Consider the following 23,017-nt stretch of genomic DNA (forward strand, 5'->3'; position numbering starts at 1 on the left):
CAGCCATTTGGAGTTCAAAATGGTAAAACACAGTTAGAGTAAAACCTTCAATTGAAAAAATCTATTGATTTATGCCGATCAATGAAATCAAAAAATTAGCTATATTAGATCCTAAAATTTAATCATATTGTGATTAAGAGTTCTGATATCAAGAATATAGTAAACAAGTATTCAGACGTAAAAATTGGAGTTCTTGGTAGTCATTCTGCATTAGAAATTATGGACGGTGCAAAAGATGAAAACTTCCAGACTATCGTTTTTTGTCAAAAAGGGAGAGAAGGGCCATATCAAAGATTTAGACGAATTGCAGATGAGATAATAGTCTTAAACAAATTCAAAGAAATGGCATCAGCCAAATACCAAAAACAATTAAGAGATTCAAATACAATAATAGTTCCACACAGATCGCTTACAGTTTATCTGGGTTACAAAATAATAGAAAATTCATTCAAGGTTCCAATTTTTGGCAATAGAAAATTATTCCAGGCTGAAGAGCGAACTGCAAAGAAAGGACAATACTATCTATTAGAAAAAGCCAGAATAAAATATCCAAAATTATTCAAGGATCCAAAAAATATCAACAAACCATGCATAGTAAAGGTTCAAGAAAAAAATAGACCTCTTGAAAGAGCATTCTTTACAGTTTCATCCTACAAAGATTTTGTAGAAAAATCAGAAGCAAAAATTAAGCAAGGAATTATTGCAAGAAAAGATCTTGAGAGAGCAAGCATTGAGGAATTAGCAATAGGAACATACATGAATTTTAACTTCTTTCACACTCCAATTTCAGATCAAGTTGATTTCATAGGGATTGAGCGTAGATTACAAACCAATATTCATGATTACAACGCACTACCTGCAAGACAACAATTGGATATTGATGTGGAATTACAAAATATAGAAGTAGGACATACACCTGCAAGCATCAGGGAATCATTACTAGAAAAAGTCATCAAAATAGGGGATAAATTTGTGGCTGCAGTTAAAAAAGAATATGCACCAGGAATTATAGGACCATTCTCACTTCAAAGTGTAATCACAAAAGATTTAGAATTAGTAGTGTACGACGTCTCTCTACGAGTTCCTGGAAACCCAATAGTTGCAACAACAAGTCCATATACAAAATATCAGTACGGAGAAACATTTGGAGTGGGTAGAAGAATAGCAATGGAGATTAAACATGCTCAAGAAGAAGGCCGTTTAGACGAAATAGTAACATAGTGATTTTTAGGAATGACTAAATTATTTGCAAAGATAATTTAAGAAAAGATTCAACTGAGACACATAAAAAATCTAAAAGTCACCGTATTTCTATAAATAATTTTTAAAATCAACATTACTTGTAAAGTAGTTTAATTTGTAAATTGATATAAAATTGACAGAATGTCCAGAACACAAAATGGAAGTCATGCCAAAAATAAAGACATGCAGAATTTGGGATGGAGAAAAATAGAAAAAGAATTCTTTATTTTTTACAAACCGAGATGTGAAGTCAACAAGACACTAAATCATCAATCAAAGAAAATAAAAAAGGCGCCAACCCCTTTGTTGCAGAACAATGAGAGATTTCCTCTCGTTTTCAGTTCGTTAAACGACTGAATGCCTTTTTCGTTCTGCGGGGTAGCGCAATCTAATCGCCAGATTTTACAACTAACGACATTAATTAGTGTAAGATAAATTAGTATTTAAGATTTTTTATTATTTATTATATAAAATACCTCAAAATGTTGTAAATTTTGATACAACATATAATGTATGATTAAAATTCAGATTATAGTATTCAGCATTAAGAAGGAATCAATTCATCTATCAGGTAGAAGATTAGTGGAAATTATTTCGCTGCAAAAAGAATCATCATAATAATGGATGGTAATGTAGATAAAAAAATTAGAATGTATCATGTGAAAATACTGTAAAAAAATGTGGTTTTTATCTAATCTAAAGTGCTTAATGAAAGCTTGAGAAAGTGTATCTAAGCACAAAAATATATTTTTAGTGAATCTATACAGTTCTTGTCAATTGGCTAGATTGAGGAATATGTTGAATACTCGACGTTTTGTGTCAAATAATTAAAACGGTTTGATGTTTGATACAAAATTGCTGGATGCCAGTTGACAATACAAACTCTTTTTTTAGCAATATTTTACAACGATGTATGAGTAAAATAATTTTTGTTAAAGAAATAATAATCATACAAAATGAGCCAAAACTTTGTCCTACATGCCAAAAGGAGGATAGATTAGAAAAAGGCATCATCAGAGAAAAGAGATCGAATGGAAAAACAATTCTTTGCACTAGATGTGAAGCTTTAATCGTGATAACAAATCAGAACCTCAGAAAAGTTGAATTATCTGGAATAAAGGACGACACGATTATGTTGAAAGAGCCTCATTTGATCAGAAGGGTAGAATACTAATTTTTAGATTTTTCAAGTAATTCCCGTATCACATACCCTCGAACATTTGCAAACTCCCAATCTTTAAGATTTGAATTTCTACATTCTTCTTTTATAATGAGGCCCGCAAGCCCATCACTCCAAATATGTCGTTTTGTATCATAAACTTCAATAATTTTTCCATGTTTTGTGATTTTGATAGCACCATGACATCGCTCAATTACATGCAATGCAACATTATGATATAATTTTTCAAAATTAACCATATTAAGATAATGTAACATCATATCAAAAAGGTTCCTAAACTTTTGGATGGAATGATAATATACAATATAGATCAGTATGAAATTTGCTGATGATTAACCACAAACTAAGCTATAACTGAGAGATGATGAGTTTGCCGAATTATGAAGCACATATTCAAATTTTTGCTACTAACATTTGTAGTTATAAGTAATGTTGATTGCCAACTAAATTTATGACTATTATATTTGGGTTTATGTGTGGAAATATGTTGAGCATTCAAAAACCCTGAGTCCATGATTGTTTAAGGGGAAAAGAAAGATTAGAAGAAAAATACCAGTCAACTAGAATAATCAAATCATAACCGAATCATTATTTCTTACTTGAGTAATTTATGTAGAATTTTATTGATTGTCTAGGTATTAGAGATGGTAAGCCATGAACATTCTTTGTTCATCAAAAAAAGAGTTTAAATTTTAGATGGCATCTGGGCAGCAATAGGATCTGTAAAAATAATAACCCCATTCAAAGATAGTCACATGTATTAAGAATAGTTGGATGTCATAACCAGTATTATTAGTATAGATACCCAATATAATAAATGAATAACCTTCCAAAAAAATTTCCAGAGTATTCAATAATGTACAAAACTATTTCAAATCAAATTTTTTTACTTGAAAAAAGAGCCAAAGATGCTAAAGAACAAGAATTAAGGGAAATTAATACAAAAATTGAGAAATATCAATTAGAATTGAATAAAATTAAGAATATGTTTCCTGATAAATTTTTTGAATAATTAAATTAATTATTAATGGTTCTGACCATAGTCACAATTATGATTATCATCTTTAGATAACATTAATTGCTGTACCATCTCATCACGAATTTTTAGTAAATCTACAATTTGTTGTTTTAGGGTGAATGAATCCCAATTTTCTCGATATAGTTCTCGTACTACATCGATTATTTCAAGATCTACATTTAGAAGATTATCCATAAGTTGTTCCTGATCATTCATGAGAAATTATAATCATACTATGAAAAAAACCAATCTAATTTATGATAGAACTATACACCCATACTTTCTTTTAGTAGATTTTTTCTAACAAGTATTGGAATGTTGTAAAATGCTCCTAATGCCATTGCGTCAGATGCACGATAATTTCTTAATACAATGTCTTTTTTTCCTGTAAAGTATAGATTGGCTCTTAAAACTTCACCACTTTCGTAGATTTTCACTTTGACAAGAATCAATTCACTTTGCTCACAAATTTCTTCAATCATTCTATAAATTGATGGAATAGGTTCTCCCTCAGTATCCCCAAAACTCGAGATATGTCGGGCAACTTCGCCAGAAAAAGCTCTCATGTGAAACTCTCTACCGTTATCAGCCTTTAAAACAACCATGCCTTCAACTGCATATGGGTCAACAAACCCAACATAATCAATTTTGACCGATTCATAATCTGGTTCTTGAGCTTGCGCGATATCCATTGTATTACGCATAAATTTTACAATTAATACTTATAAAGATAGCAAACTTTGGAATCCAAGTGCAGAAGAGGAAAAAGTAAATAATTATGATACGATCATTTTTTATGCACAAACCCAAATTATTTAAAATCCATAACTTTGGTTAGTTTTATGTCCACAAATCCAGAACGGGCCATATCATATGTTCTAAGCAAGTATGTTACGGATTATATGGACAAAGATGTGTTAATTCTTAATCAAAATGTATTGACCCGAGTGGCAGCTAGTATGCTGCGCAATTATGAAACAGATGATATTATCGTTACAGATGAAGAAAGACACCCAATTGGAATAGTTACAGATGAGGACATTCTGAGTAAAGTAAGTGATGCTTCAGTTTATGCTGAAGCTACCAAATTAAAAGACATTATGAGTACACCATTGATCACAATTAATGAAAAATCCACATTACAGGATGCACTACATAAAATGAGAGACAATAATATAAGAAAACTACCAATCATATCAAAGAAAAATGAAGTAGTTGGCATGATTTTTCAAGGCACAATTGCAAATATCATAAGAGATGCAACAAGTACAGCACCTCGTCTCTTAAGTCCTCCAGTAAAAGCAATTCTAGGTAATCTTGGTTTTGTTTTACAATTTGCAGGAGTATTGTTACTGGTTCCAGCAATAGTGGCAACAATATTGGATGATACAACGATTGCAACTGGGATTTATTTAACAACTGTTCTATTACTAGTTACAGGGTTTTTTCTAAATTCGTATGGGGAAAAAGCAAGTCTTAACTTACATCAAGCGTCAATATTGGTTTTTTCTAGCTTGTTTTTATTAATTTTGTTTGGAACAATTCCTTATCTATATGTACTTCCAAGCGGTGAAACTGAAGGGGAAGCATTTGCAAATGCTTTCTTTTCAAGTGCCGCAGGATTTACAACTGCGGGAATATCAATATTTCATGAGCCAGAAAATTTGACTCAGAGTTTTACATTCTTCAGAAGTTATACTCAGCTCGTAGGAGGAATGAGTTTCATCTATCTAGTAATCACAGCATTTTATCCAGAATCAAAACTTCAGTCAATGCGTGGCTTCATATCTGGAAGAACTCTTCACATGAAAGAATTATTCCTAACTATTACTTTCATCTTTACAGTATACATAGTGATTATAGCGCTATTACTATATTTCTTTGGAGAGCGAAATATCATTGATAATTTTTCACTATCTATGAGCACACTTGCAACAGGAGGATTCTTACCTACATCAACTATTCTTGAGGAATTAATTTGGCAAGAGCATGTAATCTTAATGGGTGGAATGATTTTAGGAGCTTTACCATTTACATTCCATTATGCATTTGTAAGAAAAAAATTCCTTGCACCAAAACTAGGAAAGGAGGTACTAACATATTTTGGGATTCTAGGTGGTGCCATTATTTTATTCAGTATGATTAGTGGATTGGATACATTAGATAGTGTATTTTATTCAATATCAGCTAGTACAACAGCAGGGTTGCAGAAAGAAAGTCTGGGAGATCTTAATAGTGGAGCACACATAATTTTGATAATTTTGATGATCATTGGAGGATGTGGGTTTTCAACCGCAGGTGGATTGAAAATATTCAGATTACTTCATTTAATAAACATTAGAAGATATTTCAATAAAATAAAAAGAGCAGAACTGTCAGATCATACAAAAAAAGAAATCATTACAACCATGATTATCATAACATCAATGCCAATAATTGCAGTAATAACGGGTGCACATCTTGCAATTACTGAAGATGTATCATTTGAAAATGCATTCTTTGAGGCAATAAGTGTGATAACTACAGGAGGATTATCAGCAGGCGTGATAGACATAGACACAGATTCAGGAACAAAAATTATTCTTGGATTTTTAATGATATTTGGAAGATTAGAGATAATTGCCATCATCTACATCTTTATTCCTAAACTTAGCTAGAATAGATTATTGCTATAATACTATAACATGTTACCTCTCAAGTTCAAACAGAATCATATTTTGTAAGATAGGGTTTAATTTTGTAGGGAAAAACTAAGAATCATGGTCAGCAAGTTTGAAAGTAAAACTAAAGGTAAAAAGTTGATCATAGTGGGATTTGTGACAATCACAATTTTATTTTTAATGTTTAACAGATATCAAGATCCAGAACTTATCACACCTAGTGCAATTGAGACCATACAAAGAATAGCATATGGGTTTTATATTACATTAATTGTATCTTTTGGTGCAATTGGGTTTGGCATATACAAATATCAAAAAGAAAAAGTCAAAAATGGAGAAAAAGATTTAACAACAATTATTGCAATAGTTGCAAATAATTCAAAATCAAAGAAAGTGTTTAGTATAACATTTATCACATATGGGATATTTTTTTCGCTAATATCTGGAACTTTAGTATATCAACCTGAAGTTAATTTTGCAATTCATTATGGTGCAATAATTCCATCAGGCTTTATTGCACCATGTTGTGATGCTCCAGGATACATGCCAAAGATAATAATTTATTTAACAGAACACATAGGATTACAAATAATCCCAATTAATCTTGTATTACAGTTAATTGTGTCGTATCTTGTTGCATTAAATACGTCAATAGCAGTAACTGCCTACGCAATTTCAAAAAAAGGAAGAGGAATGAGTACGATTGGAGCTGCAGTAGGATTATTCATCGCATGCCCCACTTGTGCAGGAACATTTTTGTCAGTATTTGTTGGAACTGCAAGTGGAATTGCACTTTCAATTGCGTTGGCCCAGATGCAGACATTATTTATTGCAATATCAATTCCGGTCTTGCTTATTACACCATATCTAATGGCAAAAAAATTGCGTAATGATGACGGTAGTTGTAAGATGGATTCCTAAAGAGGAGGTAATTTTACTTCAGGAATATTATGATTTCCAATATCATAACCATCGCGTCTAAGAAATTTCAGAGTTAATTTGTAGATTAATTCATCATGATCTACTTGGTCTAATATTTCTGTCCATAATACTTTTCCATTTTCTTTGATTTGTTTTTTAAAATCAGGATTCATAGATTCAGCAATTTCTTTGCATTGATCAAAAGTTTTTCCATTTTTGTAAGCACGAATACGTCTATCACAGCTATCCATATTATTATAACATCAAAAATCTAAATAAACCTAGATTAATGGATGCTCTTCAAATACTAGAAAAAAAGACTAATTTCATGGGTATAAAATCAGCCTCAGAATACATAGATTTTTTTGTTAATCTCAATATGGGAGAAAATGTAAGTCTGTTAAGTTTTATAAATAATGAAAAACGTACACTGAAAAAAAACCTTGAACTCAAAAATCTGGAAAAAGAACCAATAAAAAAAGGGATAGCAATTTTAGAACAATTAGCAAGAGAGATTAATGACATAGGTGGCAAAGCAGTACTAGAAAAATACAGAAAATGACTTCTAGGAGAAACCCATGAACAAAAATTCAGAGATAATCAGAATCGAAATTATTCGAATTCTCAATGAGAATGGAAAAATTCGTGGAACAGAACTTGCCAAAAGGGTAATTGAAAAGGTAGGCAGTGAAAAAACAGTTTACAGAGAAATAAGTCAATTAGTAGAGGCAGGAGAAATTGAGAAAAAAGTCTACGACAGATCACATATTGAGTATAAATTGATTAATCTCCATGAATCAGTAAATAATCAACTCAAAATAATACACAATGAAATTACGATAATTTTTGACGAAATAATAAACTTCAAGAAAATAAGTATAGAGGGGGATTTTTCGTTTCATGAAAGGCTAAGATCAACTATACACCAAATACAAATGGTACAAACAATAGATGGAGTCATGAAGCTCTTATCCTATTATCCCTCATTCAAAAAAGATCAAATGTTCTCACAAGTAATTCGTAAGATTAGTGATTGCTGGGAAGTGATCATAGATAGCATCGTACATCAGTCAGAAAAGGATTTTCTAAATGATGTACTTGCAAATTTGAATATACCACAAATTAATTCAAATAACATAAACTAAAAATTTTTTAATTTTTCTACAATAACTTTTAAGATTTCTTCATCATCAAGTAATATTAGTGGAAAATCATTTTCTTCACTTGCTTTGCGAAATTCAGTATCTTTTGTGATAATGATCATATCATTTTCACGAGCATAATTGATTATCGAATAATCAGAACCAAGTTTTTTCCCATCCATCTGTAATTTTCGTACGCTATAAGCATCATATCCAAGGCTCTTAAGTCGCTCATCCATACCATCCAAATTTTCATCCACCAGTATTTTCATATAATTTTATGATTTAATTTCAATATTAGTGTAAACAGACCTTAAATGACAGATACTTATTTTCAAAGAAATCAATGATTTCATGGATATTAAAGAAGAAGATAAATCTGAAGAGTCCAAAAAAAACCACATAGCATACTATAGATCGCTTTGTAAAATTATTTCAGATATTAAAGAGGAAAAAGACCAAGAAAAAGAGCCTGCTATCAAAAGCCATCTAGATAATAGAATTGACGCTATGGAAAAAGACAAAAAAAGAATTAAAGATATGTTTCCAGAGATAAGAGAGGAATAGTGGGATGACTACACCTGCTGAAAAAAATCACAATAAGCATCTGGATTCGCTTCATAATTACAAAATTCATTTAATAAAATACATTGAGGAATTAGAAAAATTAGATAAAAAATCAGAATTTGCAAAAGAATGGAATGAGACAACAATTAAAGAAAGAAAGGAAGAGATTCAAGTAATAGACAAAATTCTAAAAAATTTGATACGATTTTAATTGTGTTTATTCTGTGTTAAATCATAAAGCCTATTACAAAAACTATCTACGTGTTCAGATGAGACACCATCAAACCATGCAAGTTCATTAGTAATACTGAATCCATTAAATTCAAATTTTAGATTTGATTGAACATATTTGATTTCTTTTTGGATTAATTTTTTTATTTCATCCTGCTCCTGTATAGTAAGATCATAATCACAAGTCATCAAATCAATTTGGACATAGTAATTCCCATGAACAGGATTAGTTTTAGCCTTGATAAACGGCATGTTCTGTTGTTGACATCTTCTATAATGTTTATCATACTCAAACATCTTAGAATCACCAATATACTTGTGAAAAGCCATAACATTTAGAAAATTTATTTTAAAATTACATCTAGATGTCAACAGTAATTTTCTTTACTTTGGTAATCAACATTAGTTTTTTGTTAATTGTCATTTCAGGCTCCATTGTAAAATATACAATGTTTCTTTTTGTATAGATTACCAGCTGGGATACTTTTTCTCTTTCAACATGAACGTATCTTACTTTACCTAGAGACTTATCAAATCCTTTTCTCATGGATCTTCTTTGTGCGATTTGTTTACAGAATAATTCCTCTTCTTTTTGATTTTTAAGACTTGTTTTTCCAGTTTTCATGATACCCTCACGAACATTACCTTTTGAATCAATTACTGCTGCAAATCTCATTTTAGGATCCAGGTTTGATATCTCCTGAACTATTTTAAGAAGATCGACTTTCTTTGCTGTCATATCTAAATTCAAAACCTCAATTTACCAAATATAAGCTATAGAACGTTCTAAATAATTCAGATTTCATATATTGATATATATTTAAAATAATCAAAAAGATAGTTTTGTCTAGATATTCTTTCAGTTGGACTAGATTCAAAAATTACTTTTAGTCTAGTTATTTATTAATTAGAAAAACTGACTTCAAACATGAAAACGGGCACATTAATCATCATAATAGGAATAGGGATGTTCATTTCAGGACTAGTAATGTTTTACTCAGTTGAGATAGGTCAGAAAGATCAACTATTAAGACTAATCAAAAACACTGGGACATTTGTAGGTCTAAGTGGTATGGGAGTTACTTTAGCAGGGATTCTACTATATCTGATTAACAGAAACGTACCACAAGTAAAAGAAAATTTTGACATTTAAACTTGAGATAAAATTTTCTTGTATTCATCTACAGATACTACAAACTTGCAATTTTTACAAAATAATACTTCTTTATTCATTAAATTTTTAATAGCTGTTGGGATTTTTCCACAATACAATGTATTTACATCACAGTTAGGGCAGGTCGCCAAAAGGTGTGTCATACCAAACTCATTTTTTAAATTCAACATCTACTATAGGGTTTTATCATATATTAGGATCAAGAAGCAATAATACTAATGCCTAATTGTAACAACTAAATTATAATTAAATATACTCATATTTAGAAATGTCTGAGAAAGTATGGTTAGGTGCAATATATCTTAAAGATGAAGGAGGTTATGAAATCATTCTAAAATCACTAAAGCATTATAGAAACAGATTAAGAACGATAAGTAACAGTCCAGAATTAAAAAATGCCGCAGCAATGTTTGCATCGGTATTGAATCAACAAGCAGTAAAAACAATTCCAGAAATTGACAAGATGATTCAAAAAATCCAAAATAATCTTACGGATATAAAATTAACCCGTTCTTTAATTGAAGATATTTCATTTTTAGAAAAAGCACTTTTATGTTATCAATCAGATATTAGTAAGGCAGAAGACACGGGTCAAGAATACTTTGTTAAAATTATTGGGAACATGCAAGAAGCCAGAAAAGATAAAGTGGTTATCAAAAAGGCATTAATAAAAATAAAACAATATTCATAAAATACTACAATCCCTGCAAATACCAATCAAGGTAAGGCATTAGAGTCTTGCATTGTTTCTTTTTTTCCACCTGATTTTTTGCATCCAGAATTTTTTGGATTTTTCCTTGTAGATATTCCGAGATCAAGGGACTTTTAAAGAAAGGCTTTATCTGTTCAAGAACTTCCAAGAATTCATCAGAAGAAGTAGTTTCAAAATTTGCAGTAATTTGTCTAATTTTGGTTTCTAAAGACATGAATTTATTCAAAATATCCCTTTATTATTTCATAAAATCAAATAAGATCATCGTCATTCCAAGTCAAACGAAACTTTCCAGTGACCCTGAACATGTTAAGCTTGCCATTTTCTTTGAAATGTAATTTATAAGATTTATGAGAAACATCCTCAATTTCCAATGTCACATCATTTTTTAGAGCCTGAAAAACAATTGGGTTACTAGAGAGTTGTCTCCATTGTTCATCATCAAAATCAAGATGAAATTTGGTGTACAATAAGCCCATTATCATTTATTGAAAGAAACAACCTGAATAAATAACTAGACATGAATCTTATTTATCCAATAATTTACTTAAAATCGCCATTCATCCATTAAAATCATTGCAGTATCTGAAATATCAAACAAAAAATCTTGGGTTAAAAAATATCACCCCACTAAGAATTCATCCATCGAAGTTAAATACAAATTTTGAAAGACAAAATACCTAACACACCATGGGTGATTGATGAGGGATCATCAAAACCCCATAAATCATTTCCAATAAAATTCACAGGAATTACAATTATGAGGTTTTGAAATATCTAAAAAGATTAGAAAATCTTTGAGCACATAAGATTATGAATGATCCGTTTTTATTTACAGAATTTGATTTAGAAATATTAAACAAATCATAATGTAGATCCTCCTCTAGACATCATAATAGAATCACTCATTAAAAAAGAAGATCTGTTTAGTGGCAAAAATAGCATCTCTATTTTTTGTCAACAAAAAATCAATAATGACTTGAATTACGATCAAAATTGATTTACTGAAAAAGTTTATGATCATGCTAAAGTCATTACTAGTAAAATGAAATTTCAAGTAATACAGAAAATTTTAAAAATAGTTGTAATAACGTCAATAATTTTTGGAGTGCTTTGGATTTGCACGATAATTCTATATCCCAATGTAGAATTCTTAAGAAATATTCCGTTTGGAGGAATGTCTTTTCTTTTGGCACTGATTGTTTTTCCAGTTTATCTACTAGTTAGATGACTCAAAAGAGGGAATTACGATAACGTTTGAGAATTTTATACGGTCATGATTTTATTTTCCTAGGAAGGTTACAATATGTATTTAGTAAAAGATAATGCAGATTGCTCAAAACCAATACTTTTGTAAAATATGTGAGATTCTTTTCTTTGGTTACCTGATTCCAATCTTATCCTATAGCAACCTTTCTTTTTTGCAATATCAATACAATGCTGTATCATCTTTTTACCAACTCCAGAATATCTGAATTTCTCTGTTACTATCAATTCTGGAATATACATCTCCAATTTAGCACGATTTAGTCTTTGAAGATAAATAATACTTACAATCCCCACAATTTCGTTTTCTGTTTCTGAAACTAGAATAGTTTTGTGAGAATCTAAAAAATAATCCTGAATCTTGTTTGTGAATATTTTTATTTCGTTGTCATCCATGGGTCTAGGTCGCTCTAGTTCGTAGAGTAAGTTAAGAATTGACGGGATGTCATTCTCAGTTGATTCTCGTATTACCAAATCCACAAGAATAATAATACCAATATAATGTTTAAATAATTTCCAACAAACTAACTTCCGTTATGTTATAGTTATCTCACAACATAGCATAAAATCACGCCCAGAAACATGTTATTTTCTTTTGAACAATAGCCCCTTCTGAGTATAAAAAAAAGGGTTTAAGTAATGATCATAGTTTGCTCAGAAATAACCACGTACACACATTTTCTACCCCTGATACTCAGAATGAACTCCAACATCATTTCATCTGTTTTTTAGAATGGAATATTAGAGTCAAATTTGTATTTTTTTATGTATTTTGGTGGTTTGATGAAAAAGATCTTTTATGTCATAATTCCCATAACTGCATTTATTTTAATTTTATCAAATGCCTTATTTGGAGAGATTTTGTTTGATTCTTTTTATGATCAAGATATCAACAAATATTCTGTGTATGTTCATTTACAGCAAGATTGGAAGCATGCAGGAAATATTTTGTTTGATGTAACAAATGTATGGTCAGATACAAAATCTAAATCCAATAAAAAAGATTTCCATAATGAGTCACCAGATATTTCATTATTTTCCAATTATAATTCAAACCAATTACAATATCAACATGGTAAATCATTTGTAATACTAAAACATGAGTTTAGTAACTGTGATTCAAATTGGAAGCCTGTTTCATATCGTTATATAATTGATAGTTTACGCAGCAAAATTGATTTAATTAAAGGAACAAAGTTAAATGATGATCCGTATGTGACAATCGTTCCAAATAATCTAAATTTCAACTATGATGCTGAAAAACAAAAAGAATATGCAAAACAAGGATTTGTTCAATTTATTCCAATTTGTACAAGCAATGAAACTACTTCTTATGAATATTCTGTCTCATTAAATGATAAAAATATTGGATTTGATGTCTATTTTGTACCTTCAGAAGAAGAATTCAAAAATTATCTAAAAAAAGATTCTTTTGAATTCTATTCTCAAGATGACTGTCATGCTCAGAATTATCATAGTTTCAGTGGGGTTTGTAAAAATGTTGGAAAAGAGTCCGGTTTATTGATAGTATTGCCAGATGAACTTGAATTAGCTTTAACAAAAGTTCAAGTCATTATCCATGAGAAACTTTAGAGTTATCTTCGAACCTTTTATTGAGATAAAATATTCATATTCTTTGAGGAATTTTATGCTACAATAATTTTCTGATCTCTAAAAGATACAAATAATTAAAACTATGATTCACAACCAATCCCATCTTTGTCTCCATCAAATCTGTGTGGATCAGGTGGAAGAACTTTGAATTTTGTGTATGGTATATCTTTACAATTTAAATCTGGAGGATATGGCGGGATGCACACATCAGGGTATGAAGGATCGCAATTACCTACACTTTTTATTGTTTTAGGAGTATTTTGAATGGGTTTTGATTCATACTGTACCCCACATCCGTATTTCTGAGCCCAAGATTCATCAGAAAATTCACTAGATGCACAGTATTTTGATAAAATATTTGCATGTCCATTATAGAGTAATTCTGAATTTAGAATCTTATCATTACAATGCACTTTTCCTAAGAGTCGTCCATATTCGTCGTATTGTTGTTTGTCATCTTGATCAACAGTGATAACAGACCCAACGGGACAGAGTTTTTTTGTAAATTCAGTTGCGTCTAAAAATCCTGGTTCATTTTTTTCAGGAGTGTTTGTAAGCGATAATCTTATCTTGTATCCTTCAACGTAAATGGTATCACCATCCACAATTCTTTCAATCCTTGCAGAAATACATAAGCCATTTCCCAAACAAGATAAATTATTTTGTGGCACATTGATAACTCCATTACTTACCAGATATTGTATTCCATTTACAAAATCGTCATCAGATAACAACCCTTGGCTCCACCAACTAGCATTGTTTCTAAGCCATGAGGGAATCTGCTCTGAAGATGAATCAATTTTTGTGTTCGTTGGAACTTGCAATATTCCATTTTGAATAAGATATTCTAGCCCCTTAAGAAAATCTTTGTCAGAGATTTGAGATGCTGACCACCATTTTGCATTGTTCTTCACCCAATCAGGAATTTCAGATGTCAATCCAAATGAATTCAGTGGAAAAAATAAAAAAAATACAAATAAAACAACAATCCATTTCATTCATAAAATACAAACATACTTTATGTTATAACATTTCTCAAACAAACAAATTCAATGTTAACTTTTAGATAGACTCAAAAATACGGTCAAATTAAAATCGCTCTATTTCAACTCTAAATAAAATCATTAACATTTTATAATCTCAGTGAGCCATACAAAAATAGTTATCAATTTTCTAGATCAAGCTTATTTATCAGTAAAACCATTAACATTACATGGGAGAAACTATAGACGAATCAAAGAATATTTTTACAGAATGTAAGAATAATACTGAACAATTTTTTAATGAAATTGATAAATCCTCCCCAGTTTACCATCAAATAGCAACTGATATTCAGAAAAGCTATCTTAACGCATGGAAGAATGTAATTAATTCGTCTATTGCCATACAGCAAGAATATGCTACCAAAGCAGGTTTAAATTTTAGCATGCCTGAAGAAACAGTGAAAGAAATTCACAATATTGTGGAGAAGGCAACCAAGGCATTTCAAAATCAAAACAAGTTTGTCTTTGATTCTACTGAAACATCAAAAAAGATATTTGATGTATTCAGTGAAAACACCAAAATATTTAGCTCGTTGAATAAAAACATGATGGATCTGATGACATCGAGTATGAAAAAGCACACCTAACCTTATACACTATGGGTTATTTTTTAGATCATAGGATGTAATCTTCCATGTTGTGCATAAAAACAAGTGGATTAAATTCCATAAATTTTCTTAAAAAGATTGGTTATAAATTACATCCTCTTCATTTTATTGGAAAAAATTAACATGATTTCAAACACTTGTTATACCGTGTATAAGTAGACCAGTTATTCAATCGTGCCTAGTTATGATTCCACAATGAGGTTAGGTCTATCATATAGTTATCTTGACATCACACAATTCTGTCGGTGCTAAGCCTAACCGTAAAGACTGCCTAAAATATGAGATGGCTATCTAATGAAAAATTATTTTTGAGTATTTCTATATTAGACAGCTTATGAAGAAACTGTAAAAGGTCAATTTTTTAAACCTCATCTCTTTTTGATTTTTCTTTTAAATTATTCACCATGAGTGAACAAATCACAAAGAAATACATCCAAAATAAAAACGAGGAAGAAATATCAAAGAATCTTCAATATTTTGAGGTATATAGAAAAATGGTTAGCCAGATGGCAATGGATTCTGAAAAAGAGTATAGCTGAATTCAAAACTAGTATTTTTTCAGATTAGAAAGCATTGCAAATGCCTTAACATGGCTATGATCTATTTCCTAGTAACCCCATATATAGAATAACCACTTGGGAGATCACCCTTAAACTCACCTTTTAATGTGAAATTATAATCTGGTAATTTTTTTGTAGACTCATACAAATCTGCTCCAATAATAAATTCATTTTTTGTTGCAAGGTGATTTATTTTTGAGCACATGTTCAAAGGGGTCCAATCATATCTATTCCATGTGATTGATTTTCATCCATAATCATGACGGGTCCATAATCACAACTAATTCTATAGTTAATAGGTGGTAATTTTTCCTTTTGTGCACACATGCAAACAAAGTTATGAGCATCCTGCATTGCGAGGCATCCTTCAAGGCAAGTCATAAATCCATATCGTCTACCCTTGGAAGATTCTGGAAAATAAAATAAGAGACTGTCGCCAACATTTTTCACTATCATTCCCCCAAAACGATTTAACACTCTGGCCATAACGTTTAAAAAAATTTCGTAGTATTTTGCAGATTTTTCAAGAGGTAACCGCGCTGAGATTTTTGTCGAGTCAATTATATCAACCACCCCTACACAATAAGAACTAGTACGACCTGAAAATTCTACAGTGTAATTCTTTACCTTCATAGTTAAAAAATCAGGTGGGAGTTGTTCCGGTAAAGTGTCTAACGGGACGGGGGGAGATATTCAGCAATGTCTAATGGAATAGGAGCGGCTTCAGAATCTTCGAAGATCATATCAATATATTTTCACTATAAAAAGAATAAAAAGTTATTTAACATGACTGAATGGTTTGTGTTATGCCTTACTTCTAAGTTGTTATTAACCAATTTCTACAGAGACATGTTTTATTTTTGCATTATTTTTATGGTATTCAATTCTATTCTCATGAATATCAATGTTATTTTGATTTTAACATTCTCCAACAAATCACCATTCTTTTCATTATGACGTAATCTCTTCAAAACATAGCGCAAACATAAGCATGAAAAGGGGAGGTTTCTATTTTTATTCTTTGTCGATAAACTCGTTAACACCAGGTGGTTCTGGGGCCAATCCTTTTCTTTTTCTAATATCTGCAACTGCTGCAGTTAACATAGATTTTGGAACTTCAGTCCATTCCTTAAATGAGGTATTCCATGTTGCGCGTCCTGCTGTTTGACCCCTCATCTCTTCAGACAGGGTGAATGTCTCAGAAGCTGGAATCTCACCGACAATAATACTTGATGCACCTTTTTGTTGCATGTCTAGCACTTTACCACGTTTACCAGAAAGAACAGTAGCTACGTTTCCAACTAGATCAGTTGGGACACGAACCTCAATTGCCAGTGTTGGCTCTAAAACAGCAGTACCGGCAGTTAGTAATGCGCCCATACATGCCCTACGTGAAGCAGGGCCTAATTGAGACAATCCTCTGTGTGCAGTATCCTCGTGTGGAACAAAGTGGGTGAAGATAAATTTACAGTTTCTCATTTGCTCTTTACATAGAGGTCCTTCCTTCATTACTTCTTCAAATCCAGAATTAATTGAATCAGTTGATTCTTGTACAAACTGAACACCCTTTGTTCCATTGATTAATACATTTCCACGTGAGTCAAATTTCATAACTCTCTTAATTGTATCAGTATCCCATCCAGCCTCTTTTAGTAAATCAGCAACTACTTTTTTGTCCTTCATATCACTAATTTCACCTGTTCTAAGCATGTGGGCAATTTTTGGTTCTAGTGGTTCTACTTTCATGAAAATTTTATTGTGTCTGTTAGGAGACTTTGCCATGATTGGCTCACATGAACCCTTGACAGTTTCTCTATAGTTAATCAGTGGTTCGGATGTAATGATCTCACATTTTGCATCTTGAATTCTATGTGTTGCAACATCAAGGTGCAACACACCCATTCCAGCAACTATAGTCTCTCCACTTTCTTCATCAATTTTTACAACAAGATTTGGATCCTCAATTGTAAGTTGTTTTAAAATCTCTACAAGCTTTGGTAAATCTTTAGGATGCTTTGGCTCAATTGCGATTTGGACAACAGGTTCTGAGACATATTTGACACCTTCAAACATTGGAATTCCTTTGACTGTAGATAGGGTATTACCTGATCTGGCTTCAGTTAATCCTAACAATGCAGGGATGTTTCCAGCCCCAAGTTCGCCTACTTGTTCTCTTTGGTTGCCCATGAAAAAATTAACTGATTGAATTCTTCCTTCTCTTTTGGAATCAATAATGTTGATTGTTTGACCATCTTTAACAACTCCAGAAAATAGGCGTCCAATTGCAACTGGACCCGCAGCAGGATCTAATACCATGTTTACAATCATCATGATTGTGGGACCATCATCGCTGCATGCAAGAAGTGCTTTTCCAACATCAGACTCTAAGTCGCCTTTCCAAATTTGTGGAATTCTATACTGAACTGCTTCATGTGGAGCAGGATGATGTTTTACAACCATTCCAAGCACTGCATCAGCTAAAGGTGCTTTTTCAACCAAGACATCAATTTTTTCGTTGACATAAGCGTCAATTACGTCTTTAAAGGTGATTCCTTTCTCCTTCATCAAATCTACATTTATTGCCCACTTGTCTTTTGCAGAACCAAATGTTACACTTGCATTCTGAATAGATACCTTCCACTTTTCTTTGTATTCAGGTTCTGCATAGGTGTCAATTAATTGATTAAAGTTAGATACTACATCTGCAAGTTGTTGTTGCATTTTTTCAGGAGTTAATCTGAGTTCTTTGATTAATCTATCAACTTTGTTGATAAATAAAACCGGCTTTACTCTCTCCTCAAGTGCCATTCTAGTTACAGTTTCAGTTTGAGTCATAATACCTTCCACTGCATCACATACAACTACAGCACCGTCAATAGCCCTAAGACTACGAATAACCCTTCCACTAAAGTCTACGTGTCCAGGTGTGTCAATCATGTTAATGACGTATTCTTGACCTTTTTGAGAAAAGAGTAAGGTTACGTTTGCTTGATAAATTGTAATTCCTCTTTGTTGTTCTTCTTTGTCAAAGTCCATTGCCAGAGCTTTTCCTGCGGCAGATGGGGCAATAATTCCAGAGTTTGCCAAAAGACTATCACTCATAGTAGTTTTACCATGGTCAACGTGAGCAATAACACCGAAGTTACGAATATTTGCTTTATTCTTGATAATTTTCATAACCTCTGCAGTTGACTTGAATTTTGCCATATTCGCAAACCAAAGTTTTCAGGTATTAAACCTTAGCCTTCTAATAGATCATTTGATCAGATACATTACGGATATTTTTTGCAATTACAAAATGACATTCTTTAAGATTTTTCTTTTTTGCCTCATACAATACAATCATCTGAGAGAAAATGGCACAAAAAATTATCTGATCTAGTTTCTTTAAAGGTACATTTGGATGAACCACGTTCATGCCAATTTTTTTAAGATGTTTTCCTAGTTGGTTATTGTGATGGTTATTATTTTCAAGTATTATGGCAGTATCTCCCTTTTTTGCTGAAAATAGTTCCATATGGGAGAATTGCTCAATTCTGCAATAGTGCACATCATATCCTAAGACTTCATAAAATTTTGCTGCACAATACATTGCTATTGGATAAGTAAACATATTCCCCAAAACAAATATTCTTTTAGACAACTTGACTTTTTTTGCATCAAACTTTGCTTTTTGGAATATTGATTCATTAGGAATTATAATTTTTTTCACCAAGGAAATACATGTAAGTGCAGTTTCCAAAAAAGTAATACTACCTGCAGTGAATAGGCCGGTACTAGGAAAATTGAGTTGAATTATTTCATCAGATACATTTGCAAGTCTGCTATTAGGATTTGATGTTATTGCAGTTGATTTTTTCACATTCTTTGCTACCTTGATATTAGATATGGTATTTCCAGAAACGGATACAAAATAAACATGTTTTGATTTTACTAATTTTTTGTTATTGTAAAGATCTAGAGGATCCATAGCTTTTACAATTCCACCAGAAAAAGATTCTGCAAGTAATGAAGATACCATTGAATCACCACTTCCTGAAAAATAAGTATTTTTTTGATGACTTTGTGAGAGGGGTTTTTGTGTTTTAAACAATTTTAAAAAAGATGATTGAAGTTCGATGTCTTTTTCAAAAGATTCAATAGAATTCATAGTAATGAATAATTTTTAACATATATTAGAAAAACGGTTTTTTCAGGTTTTGATTTTTATTACGACCATTGACAAATCAAATATGGAAATTTCTGTAGGACACACTCCTGATTCTGATGATGCATTCATGTTTTATGGAATGTTTACAGATAAAGTCCCATCTCCATACTTTACAGTAAATCATGTGATAGAAGATATTGAAAAGTTAAATCGTAAAGCAACTGATCCTCAGCTTGACGTAACAGCGGTTTCAGTTCATGCATGTGCATACATTCCAGGATATACAATTTTGAGAAGTGGAGGGAGTTTTGGGATTGGTTATGGCCCTATAGTTACTGCAACAAAGCAAATGTCAATTGATGACTTAAAAAAATGTAAAATTGCAATTCCAGGAAAGATGACATCAGCATTTTTGTTACTGCAGTTAATGATAGGAAAATTTGATCATATAGAAATGAATTTTAGTGATATTCCAGATGCTGTCAAATCAGGCAAAGTTGATGCAGGATTAGTAATTCATGAGACACAATTATCATATGAGCAAGAAGGAAATATCAAAATTCTAGATGTTGGAGAATGGTGGGATAAGACAACAAATGGATTACCAGTTCCGCTTGGGATTAATGTAATGAAAACAGAGATAGGCATGGAAACCATTGTAAAGTTTGATAGATATCTACAAGCATCAATTGAATTTGGCTTGAAAAATTTTGATGATGCCATAGAATATGCAATGCAGTACTCAAGAGGAAAGTCACGTGATTTAATTAAAAAATTTGTAAAAATGTATGTTAATAAAATAACTGTAAACATGGGAGATTCAGGTGAAGAATCAATCAGAAGATTATTTGAGATGGCAAAAGAAAAGAAACTAGTTCCAGACTTTGAGATCAGTATAGCCACCAAGTAATTATAGAACTAAAAAATTTTATTAAATATGGGAGATGGTATAGGCGGTCCAGTTATCGGGATTCTGACAAATAATGCTTTTGAATTATTAGTAAGTCACACTAGGAAAGACAATCAAGAAAGTTATGGAAAAACTGAAAAAATAATAATTGGAAAAATTGATGATCCTGAACAGCCTCAGTATGAAGAAACTACAAAAGAAGACTTGGAACGTGCATTAAAGGGCAAATTTGTTTCATGCAATGTTCAATACAGAGATACAAAAACAGATGCGCTTGTTTGTAATGTATTTGTTCAGAAACCTCCAGAAGGATTTGTCTGATTCCATTTATACCCCAAATTTGTGTTTGTTAATTCATACATAAAAATTCACAAATAATAGAAGTTCATCCATTTGAAAAAAGATACTGTAATCGTCATAGGATTGCAAGAAAATGCTTAGAATCTTTATGAGATGGCGATATGAAAAAATGGATTTCAAAGAAGTTGGAGATCCTGAAGAAACATCTAAAGTCAAGATGAAAAAAATCAAAAATAAACTGATCAGAGAAAACTTGCTAAATGATGAGTCGGTGCAAAGATAGCAGTTGATGGCAAAATAGGACATCTTGAGTGAAAAAGTTCAGAAGATGTTGTTCTTTGAAAAGATTATCATCTAAATGACGATTAGATTCTAAACTCCAACAAGCTTAAGTTCATAATTTTTAAAAATTAAAAAATAAAAAACCAGTTAATTTAAGAGTCCCTATGAAATAGTTTTTCTATCTTGGTTCATTATTACATCAATAAAATAAAACGTGTAGCCCATAAACCTTCTAAATGTGTGAATTGTGATGGATCAGACATTAAAGATGATGCAGTTTTAGCTACAATTGGCCCTTCTGAAGCAAATGCAGATTATGTGCCTTCAATTCTATGTCTTTCTTGTGAAACTTTGATGATAATTACTACCCAATTAGAATTAGTGGTTGGAATCCATCATTCTGTAGGAAATCAGGTAACTATGCGTAATTCTTAAAACAATAAAAATCAACTATATCTGAACTAGAAAAATATCTTGTATTTTTTGAAAATCGTAAAACAAAAAAAGAAAATCATGAGGAAGTGAATCGGTGTTCAAAATGCAATATACATTAATTCAGAATGGGTTTTTGGATTTTTATCAAAATTGCATTGTTTGGTAAATAGATTCTAAAACCATACACTTAAGTTCATAGTGTATTTCGAAACGTATTGAAACTACCACAAAATGATAAAAAGGCAATAATTATCAGTTTATTGATGCTAATTGGGATTGGAATGTACACATATTCAATTATATGAAAAAATATTGATTAGATTCTAAACTTCAACAAGCTTAAGTTCATAATTATCAGATTACAGTCATGGTTGATTATGATCAGGAACCTGATAGATATGAAATAATATCGATTGAATCAGAAATTAGAGTGGGAGTTTTTCACAAAGTTGTTAAAGACTTGGAAACCGGAAAGGCTGTTTCTTGTTCTTGTAAATGTTGGAGTAAAGGAAACAAGCCTTGTTTTGGTATGAGAACTATTGGGTTTGATAGTTAATAGATTCTAAATTCTTTTGAGAATAGACAATACGCTTAAGTTAACACAGAATTTAAAAAGACATGATTCCAAAAGGAGACATACCTGGTGTATGTGAAGATTGTGGGGAACGCATCACATATTCTAAAAAATCTATACAAACTCATACAGAATTATTGAAAAAACATCGGTGTCCAAAGTGTGGGAATTTTGCATTGAAAACATTAAGTACTGGTTTGTGATTGTCAGTGGAGATCCTGATCTCATTTCATTCATACTATGAGAGATGTTAAGGAAGAAGTTGACTACACCTCCAGAAGGTTTCATCTGATTATTTTAACAATCATCAATTTTTGCAACACGTGGAAATAATTTAGAATTCAAGATATGATTTTACAGTTATTCAATAATCAAATATGGTTTTGTTTATTATAACATATGAAATAAATTAAATTCAAATTATTTAT

The 23,017-nt window shown here is 31.3% G+C and carries 35 protein-coding genes; 20 read left to right on the top strand and 15 right to left on the bottom strand.

Translation table 11 applies throughout. The annotated features are described in order from the left end of the window. Window positions 1-129 precede the first annotated feature (129 nt). Together OEM44_03480 and OEM44_03485 are read left to right on the top strand one after the other, a co-directional pair. A complete protein-coding gene (locus tag OEM44_03480) occupies window positions 130-1,221 on the top strand; it encodes a formate--phosphoribosylaminoimidazolecarboxamide ligase family protein (GenBank protein ID MDH3515858.1) in 1,092 nt (363 codons plus the stop codon). 934 nt (window positions 1,222-2,155) lie between these two features. After that, window positions 2,156-2,416: a hypothetical protein gene (locus OEM44_03485; GenBank protein ID MDH3515859.1), complete on the top strand. Its 261-nt coding sequence runs from the start codon at window positions 2,156-2,158 to the stop codon at window positions 2,414-2,416. Here OEM44_03485 and OEM44_03490 read toward each other — a convergent pair. Next, the gene (locus OEM44_03490) at window positions 2,413-2,661 is read right to left on the bottom strand and encodes a hypothetical protein (GenBank protein MDH3515860.1); all 249 of its coding nucleotides are present in this window, start codon (window positions 2,659-2,661) and stop codon (window positions 2,413-2,415) included. The two genes, OEM44_03485 and OEM44_03490, sit on opposite strands and share 4 nt — an antisense overlap. A 578-nt stretch (window positions 2,662-3,239) precedes the next feature. Between OEM44_03490 and OEM44_03495 the strand changes: the two genes are divergently transcribed. Further along, window positions 3,240-3,434, top strand: a complete 195-nt coding sequence (locus OEM44_03495) for a hypothetical protein (GenBank protein MDH3515861.1) — start codon at window positions 3,240-3,242, stop codon at window positions 3,432-3,434. Window positions 3,435-3,446: 12 nt separating this feature from the next. Here the strand turns inward: OEM44_03495 and OEM44_03500 are convergent, their stop codons facing one another. After that, window positions 3,447-3,656: a hypothetical protein gene (locus OEM44_03500; protein ID MDH3515862.1), complete on the bottom strand. Its 210-nt coding sequence runs from the start codon at window positions 3,654-3,656 to the stop codon at window positions 3,447-3,449. 50 nt (window positions 3,657-3,706) lie between these two features. Then, a complete protein-coding gene (locus tag OEM44_03505) occupies window positions 3,707-4,132 on the bottom strand; it encodes a DUF151 domain-containing protein (GenBank protein ID MDH3515863.1) in 426 nt (141 codons plus the stop codon). A 150-nt stretch (window positions 4,133-4,282) separates the two neighbouring features. Between OEM44_03505 and OEM44_03510 the strand changes: the two genes are divergently transcribed. After that, window positions 4,283-6,097 carry a CBS domain-containing protein gene (locus OEM44_03510; protein ID MDH3515864.1) on the top strand — a complete coding sequence of 605 codons (1,815 nt, stop codon included), beginning with the start codon at window positions 4,283-4,285 and terminating at the stop codon, window positions 6,095-6,097. 102 nt (window positions 6,098-6,199) lie between these two features. Next, the gene (locus OEM44_03515; GenBank protein MDH3515865.1) at window positions 6,200-7,021 is read left to right on the top strand and encodes a hypothetical protein; all 822 of its coding nucleotides are present in this window, start codon (window positions 6,200-6,202) and stop codon (window positions 7,019-7,021) included. Here the strand turns inward: OEM44_03515 and OEM44_03520 are convergent. After that, window positions 7,018-7,272 carry a hypothetical protein gene (locus OEM44_03520; GenBank protein MDH3515866.1) on the bottom strand — a complete coding sequence of 85 codons (255 nt, stop codon included), beginning with the start codon at window positions 7,270-7,272 and terminating at the stop codon, window positions 7,018-7,020. The genes OEM44_03515 and OEM44_03520 overlap by 4 nt on opposite strands. Window positions 7,273-7,349: 77 nt before the next feature. Here OEM44_03520 and OEM44_03525 point away from each other — a divergent pair, with 77 nt between their 5' ends. Together OEM44_03525 and OEM44_03530 are read left to right on the top strand one after the other, a co-directional pair. Beyond that, window positions 7,350-7,583, top strand: coding sequence for a hypothetical protein (locus OEM44_03525; GenBank protein MDH3515867.1), 234 nt, complete (start codon window positions 7,350-7,352; stop codon window positions 7,581-7,583). A 16-nt stretch (window positions 7,584-7,599) separates the two neighbouring features. Continuing rightward, window positions 7,600-8,166, top strand: coding sequence for a hypothetical protein (locus tag OEM44_03530; GenBank protein ID MDH3515868.1), 567 nt, complete (start codon window positions 7,600-7,602; stop codon window positions 8,164-8,166). Here OEM44_03530 and OEM44_03535 read toward each other — a convergent pair. Then, window positions 8,163-8,435: a DUF5615 family PIN-like protein gene (locus OEM44_03535; protein ID MDH3515869.1), complete on the bottom strand. Its 273-nt coding sequence runs from the start codon at window positions 8,433-8,435 to the stop codon at window positions 8,163-8,165. The two genes, OEM44_03530 and OEM44_03535, sit on opposite strands and share 4 nt — an antisense overlap. Before the next feature lie 82 nt (window positions 8,436-8,517). Between OEM44_03535 and OEM44_03540 the strand changes: the two genes are divergently transcribed. Next, the gene (locus OEM44_03540; protein ID MDH3515870.1) at window positions 8,518-8,730 is read left to right on the top strand and encodes a hypothetical protein; all 213 of its coding nucleotides are present in this window, start codon (window positions 8,518-8,520) and stop codon (window positions 8,728-8,730) included. A 4-nt stretch (window positions 8,731-8,734) separates the two neighbouring features. Further along, the gene (locus tag OEM44_03545; GenBank protein MDH3515871.1) at window positions 8,735-8,941 is read left to right on the top strand and encodes a hypothetical protein; all 207 of its coding nucleotides are present in this window, start codon (window positions 8,735-8,737) and stop codon (window positions 8,939-8,941) included. On the opposite strand, the gene OEM44_03550 is transcribed toward OEM44_03545, so the two are convergent. Together OEM44_03550 and OEM44_03555 are read right to left on the bottom strand one after the other, a co-directional pair. Further along, entirely contained in the window at window positions 8,938-9,258 is a 321-nt protein-coding gene (locus OEM44_03550) for a hypothetical protein (protein MDH3515872.1), read from the bottom strand. The genes OEM44_03545 and OEM44_03550 overlap by 4 nt on opposite strands. Before the next feature lie 64 nt (window positions 9,259-9,322). After that, the gene (locus OEM44_03555; protein MDH3515873.1) at window positions 9,323-9,700 is read right to left on the bottom strand and encodes a hypothetical protein; all 378 of its coding nucleotides are present in this window, start codon (window positions 9,698-9,700) and stop codon (window positions 9,323-9,325) included. Window positions 9,701-9,889: 189 nt separating this feature from the next. Between OEM44_03555 and OEM44_03560 the strand changes: the two genes are divergently transcribed. Together OEM44_03560 and OEM44_03565 are read left to right on the top strand one after the other, a co-directional pair. Continuing rightward, window positions 9,890-10,114: a hypothetical protein gene (locus OEM44_03560; protein MDH3515874.1), complete on the top strand. Its 225-nt coding sequence runs from the start codon at window positions 9,890-9,892 to the stop codon at window positions 10,112-10,114. A gap of 289 nt (window positions 10,115-10,403) precedes the next feature. Continuing rightward, window positions 10,404-10,826 (top strand): hypothetical protein, encoded by a 423-nt coding sequence (locus tag OEM44_03565; GenBank protein ID MDH3515875.1) that lies wholly within the window; start codon window positions 10,404-10,406, stop codon window positions 10,824-10,826. Between the two features lie 4 nt (window positions 10,827-10,830). On the opposite strand, the gene OEM44_03570 is transcribed toward OEM44_03565, so the two are convergent. Together OEM44_03570 and OEM44_03575 are read right to left on the bottom strand one after the other, a co-directional pair. After that, the gene (locus tag OEM44_03570; GenBank protein ID MDH3515876.1) at window positions 10,831-11,061 is read right to left on the bottom strand and encodes a hypothetical protein; all 231 of its coding nucleotides are present in this window, start codon (window positions 11,059-11,061) and stop codon (window positions 10,831-10,833) included. Window positions 11,062-11,098: 37 nt separating this feature from the next. Next, a complete protein-coding gene (locus OEM44_03575) occupies window positions 11,099-11,326 on the bottom strand; it encodes a hypothetical protein (protein ID MDH3515877.1) in 228 nt (75 codons plus the stop codon). Window positions 11,327-11,892: 566 nt separating this feature from the next. Here OEM44_03575 and OEM44_03580 point away from each other — a divergent pair. Continuing rightward, entirely contained in the window at window positions 11,893-12,078 is a 186-nt protein-coding gene (locus tag OEM44_03580; protein ID MDH3515878.1) for a hypothetical protein, read from the top strand. A 68-nt stretch (window positions 12,079-12,146) separates the two neighbouring features. On the opposite strand, the gene OEM44_03585 is transcribed toward OEM44_03580, so the two are convergent. Further along, entirely contained in the window at window positions 12,147-12,593 is a 447-nt protein-coding gene (locus OEM44_03585; protein ID MDH3515879.1) for a GNAT family N-acetyltransferase, read from the bottom strand. A 303-nt stretch (window positions 12,594-12,896) separates the two neighbouring features. Between OEM44_03585 and OEM44_03590 the strand changes: the two genes are divergently transcribed. Then, window positions 12,897-13,706: a hypothetical protein gene (locus OEM44_03590; protein MDH3515880.1), complete on the top strand. Its 810-nt coding sequence runs from the start codon at window positions 12,897-12,899 to the stop codon at window positions 13,704-13,706. 101 nt (window positions 13,707-13,807) lie between these two features. Here OEM44_03590 and OEM44_03595 read toward each other — a convergent pair whose 3' ends face one another. Next, the gene (locus OEM44_03595) at window positions 13,808-14,665 is read right to left on the bottom strand and encodes a thermonuclease family protein (protein ID MDH3515881.1); all 858 of its coding nucleotides are present in this window, start codon (window positions 14,663-14,665) and stop codon (window positions 13,808-13,810) included. A 275-nt stretch (window positions 14,666-14,940) separates the two neighbouring features. Here OEM44_03595 and OEM44_03600 point away from each other — a divergent pair, with 275 nt between their 5' ends. Together OEM44_03600 and OEM44_03605 are read left to right on the top strand one after the other, a co-directional pair. Then, window positions 14,941-15,357 carry a hypothetical protein gene (locus OEM44_03600; protein ID MDH3515882.1) on the top strand — a complete coding sequence of 139 codons (417 nt, stop codon included), beginning with the start codon at window positions 14,941-14,943 and terminating at the stop codon, window positions 15,355-15,357. A 425-nt stretch (window positions 15,358-15,782) separates the two neighbouring features. Continuing rightward, window positions 15,783-15,917, top strand: a complete 135-nt coding sequence (locus OEM44_03605; GenBank protein ID MDH3515883.1) for a hypothetical protein — start codon at window positions 15,783-15,785, stop codon at window positions 15,915-15,917. A gap of 61 nt (window positions 15,918-15,978) precedes the next feature. Here the strand turns inward: OEM44_03605 and OEM44_03610 are convergent, their stop codons facing one another. The 4 genes from OEM44_03610 to OEM44_03625 form a co-directional block, all read right to left on the bottom strand. Beyond that, entirely contained in the window at window positions 15,979-16,143 is a 165-nt protein-coding gene (locus OEM44_03610; GenBank protein ID MDH3515884.1) for a hypothetical protein, read from the bottom strand. A gap of 2 nt (window positions 16,144-16,145) precedes the next feature. Further along, window positions 16,146-16,571 carry a hypothetical protein gene (locus OEM44_03615; GenBank protein ID MDH3515885.1) on the bottom strand — a complete coding sequence of 142 codons (426 nt, stop codon included), beginning with the start codon at window positions 16,569-16,571 and terminating at the stop codon, window positions 16,146-16,148. 381 nt (window positions 16,572-16,952) lie between these two features. Continuing rightward, on the bottom strand, window positions 16,953-19,145 hold the full coding sequence (locus OEM44_03620; protein ID MDH3515886.1) for an elongation factor EF-2: 2,193 nt from the start codon (window positions 19,143-19,145) through the stop codon (window positions 16,953-16,955). A gap of 40 nt (window positions 19,146-19,185) precedes the next feature. Continuing rightward, window positions 19,186-20,088, bottom strand: coding sequence for a sugar isomerase (locus OEM44_03625; protein ID MDH3515887.1), 903 nt, complete (start codon window positions 20,086-20,088; stop codon window positions 19,186-19,188). Between the two features lie 82 nt (window positions 20,089-20,170). On the opposite strand from OEM44_03625, the gene OEM44_03630 reads away from it, so the two are divergent. The 5 genes from OEM44_03630 (at window position 20,171) to OEM44_03650 (ending at window position 22,792) form a co-directional block, all read left to right on the top strand. Next, the gene (locus OEM44_03630) at window positions 20,171-20,998 is read left to right on the top strand and encodes an ABC transporter substrate-binding protein (protein ID MDH3515888.1); all 828 of its coding nucleotides are present in this window, start codon (window positions 20,171-20,173) and stop codon (window positions 20,996-20,998) included. A 27-nt stretch (window positions 20,999-21,025) separates the two neighbouring features. Beyond that, complete coding sequence (locus tag OEM44_03635) at window positions 21,026-21,319, top strand: hypothetical protein (protein MDH3515889.1); 294 nt, start codon at window positions 21,026-21,028, stop codon at window positions 21,317-21,319. Between the two features lie 501 nt (window positions 21,320-21,820). Continuing rightward, on the top strand, window positions 21,821-22,015 hold the full coding sequence (locus tag OEM44_03640) for a hypothetical protein (GenBank protein MDH3515890.1): 195 nt from the start codon (window positions 21,821-21,823) through the stop codon (window positions 22,013-22,015). 367 nt (window positions 22,016-22,382) lie between these two features. Then, window positions 22,383-22,571, top strand: coding sequence for a hypothetical protein (locus OEM44_03645; GenBank protein MDH3515891.1), 189 nt, complete (start codon window positions 22,383-22,385; stop codon window positions 22,569-22,571). A gap of 62 nt (window positions 22,572-22,633) precedes the next feature. After that, a complete protein-coding gene (locus tag OEM44_03650; GenBank protein MDH3515892.1) occupies window positions 22,634-22,792 on the top strand; it encodes a hypothetical protein in 159 nt (52 codons plus the stop codon). Window positions 22,793-23,017: the final 225 nt, after the last annotated feature.

Source organism: Nitrosopumilus sp., from assembly GCA_029862745.1.
GTDB lineage: Archaea > Thermoproteota > Nitrososphaeria > Nitrososphaerales > Nitrosopumilaceae > Nitrosopumilus.